This is a genomic window from Aquabacterium sp. A08, from assembly GCF_011742065.1.
The window spans coordinates 12,383-15,104 of the sequence record NZ_JAAQQT010000694.1; the positions used below are offsets into that span (position 1 = coordinate 12,383).

Consider the following 2,722-nt stretch of genomic DNA (forward strand, 5'->3'; position numbering starts at 1 on the left):
GAAACCCTGCTGGCGCTGGGTTGGGTTGGCCAGTTGGCGGGCGACGAGGCCCCGCTGGTGCTGCTGGTGGACCCGGCGGCGGTGCCCCTGGCCCCGCTGGCGCAGGCCTTGCTGCTGCCGCGCTCGGGCGCCACCCAGGGCGCCTGGCAGGCCAGCCGCTGGGACGAACTGCACCTGGCCGACGCCTTGCCCCGGGCCTGAGCCTTCAGCGCGGCATCAGCCGCACCTGCGCCATGTCCACCAGCGGGCGCGGCTCGCCCAGGTGGAAGCCCTGGGCGTAGTCCACCCCGATCTCGCGCACGCGTTCCAGAATGCCCTCGCTGCACACGTATTCCGCGATCGTTTTCAGCCCCATCACGTGGCCGATGGCGTTGATCGCCTGCACCATGGCCAGGTCGATCGGGTCGGATTCGATGTCCTTGACAAAGCCACCGTCGATCTTCAGGAAGTCCACCGGCAGGTTCTTCAGGTAGGCGAAGGACGACAGGCCGCTGCCGAAGTCGTCCAGCGCGAACAGGCAGCCGAGCTGCTGCACCTCGCCGATGAAATGCACCACTTTGGACAGGTTGGCCACCGCCGCGGTCTCGGTGATCTCGAAACACACCGCGCCGCGCGGCAGTTGCAGCTGTTCCAGGCTGGCGTGCAGGTTCTGGCGGAAGCGCTCGTCCGACAGCGACGCCCCGGACAGGTTGATGCAGTACACCCCGTCCAGGCGGCCCTGCTGGCGCAGCCGGTCGCCCATCCAGGCCAGCGTGTTGTTGACCACCCACTGATCGATGCGCGCCATCAGCCCATAGCGTTCGGCCGCGGGCAGGAAGGCGCCGGGCAGCACCACCTTGCCGTCTTCCTCCAGCCGCACCAAAATTTCAAAATGGGTCTGGTCGCCTGGGGCCGGGAACAGCGGCACGATGGGCTGCACGTACAGCCGCAGGCGGTCCTGGTCCAGCGCCGACTGCAGGCGTGACACCCATTGCATCTGGCCCTGCTGCTCCATCAGCCGGCTGTCGTCCACCTGGTACACGTGCACCCGGTTGCGCCCGCTTTCCTTGGCGGCGTAGCAGGCCGCGTCGGCGCAGGCCAGCAGCAGGCCCAGGTCGCGCTGGGTCTGGTCGATGCAGACCAGCCCGATGGACACGCCGATGGAGAAGGACTTGCCTTCCCAGCCGAAACGGAAGTCGGCGATGGCCTCGCGCAGGGTGTTGGCCAGCTGCAGCGCGCGCTCCAGCGGGCAGCTTTGCAGGATCAGCCCGAACTCGTCGCCGCCCAGCCGGGCCAGGGTGTCGGCCGCGCGCAGCAGGCCGCGCATCCGCTGCGTGACCTGGCGCAGCAGCTCGTCGCCGGCGACGTGGCCGCAGGTGTCGTTGACGATCTTGAACTGGTCCAGGTCCAGGTAGCACAGCACGTGCTCGCGGCTGGAGGCGTCCGGGCGGGCCAGCAGTTCGGACAGGCGGCGTTCGAATTCGCGCCGGTTCGGGATGCCGGTGAGCGCGTCGTGGGTGGCCTGGTGGGTCAGCTCGCGCGCCAGGTTCAGCGTCACCGTCACGTCGTGGAACACCAGCACCGCCCCGATCAGGATGCCGTCGCGCGAGCGGATCGGGGCGGCCGTGTCCAGCACCGGCACGCTGTCCTGGTCGCGCCGCAGCAGCAGCGCGTGTTCGCGCCGGGGCAGCGGCTGGCTGCGCTTGAGCACCTCGCGCACCGGGTTGGGCAGCGCCTGGCGGCTGTGCTCGTCCTGCAGGTTGTAGACCGCGGTGATCAGCTGGCCCCGCGCCTGGTGCATGGGCCAGCCGGTCAGGCGCGCGGCCACCGGGTTGATGTACTGGATCACCCCGGCCTCGTCGGTGGTGATGACGCCGTCGCCGATGGACGCCAGCGTGACCTGGGCCAGGTCGCGTTCCCGGTGCAGCTGCGCCTCCACCGCCTTGCGTTCGGTGATGTCGCGCACCGCCCCGGTGAAGCGCAGTTCCGCGTCCTGGTGGTTTTCGCTGACCGACACCTCGTAGTACTGCTTGGGCTTGCCGGGCCGGGCGATGCGCAACTCCAATTTGGCCCCGGGGCGGCACAGGCGTTCGGGGTCCAGCGCGTCGGGGTGGCCGGCTTCGCGCAGCACCTGCACAAAGGGGCGACCCGTGGCCTGCGCCGCGCTGGCGCCCAGCAGCTTCTCGGCGCCGGGGTTGAGGCTGGTCAGCACCCCGTCGTGGGTGAAGGTGACGATGCCGTCGCGCATGTCGCGCACCACCGCCAGCGTGCGCTGGGTGGCCTGCTCCAGCGCGGCAATCACCCGGTTGTAGGCCTGGGCCACCTGGCCGACCTCGGTGAACGCTTCTTCGGGCACGCGCTGGCGCAGGTCGCCCGACAAGCGTTGCCGCTCCATCGCGGTCAACAGGTCGATCAGCTCGGTGCGGGCGCCGTGTTCGGCCACGTTCAGGCCGGTCCGTTCCTCTTCGGCGCCGACGCGCAGGCCTCCGCCGCCCAGGCCCCACAGCCGCAGGCAGAGCCAGGTCACGCTGACGCACCAGGCGCCGCACACCGCCACGCCCAGCGCCTGCACACCCAGCTGCTCCCAGCGGCCCAGCCCGGTCTGCAGCACCGCCGGGTCGCCGAACAGCCCCACCGCCAGGGTGCCCCAGACGCCGGCCACCAGGTGCGCCGGGATGGCGCCCACCGCGTCGTCGATGCGGTGGCGCAGCAGGGCCTCGCTGGCCCAGGCCATCAGGCCGGC

General features: G+C 70.8%; 1 protein-coding gene and 1 pseudogene. One reads left to right on the forward strand and one right to left on the reverse strand.

What is annotated here, in order from left to right:
• Positions 1-201: pseudogene (locus HA630_RS23855) on the forward strand (hypothetical protein); the annotation flags it as partial.
• Positions 202-205: 4 nt separating this feature from the next.
• Here the strand turns inward: HA630_RS23855 and HA630_RS20195 are convergent.
• A partial coding sequence (locus tag HA630_RS20195; RefSeq protein ID WP_166837207.1) for an EAL domain-containing protein occupies positions 206-2,722 on the reverse strand: 2,517 nt, incomplete at its 5' end.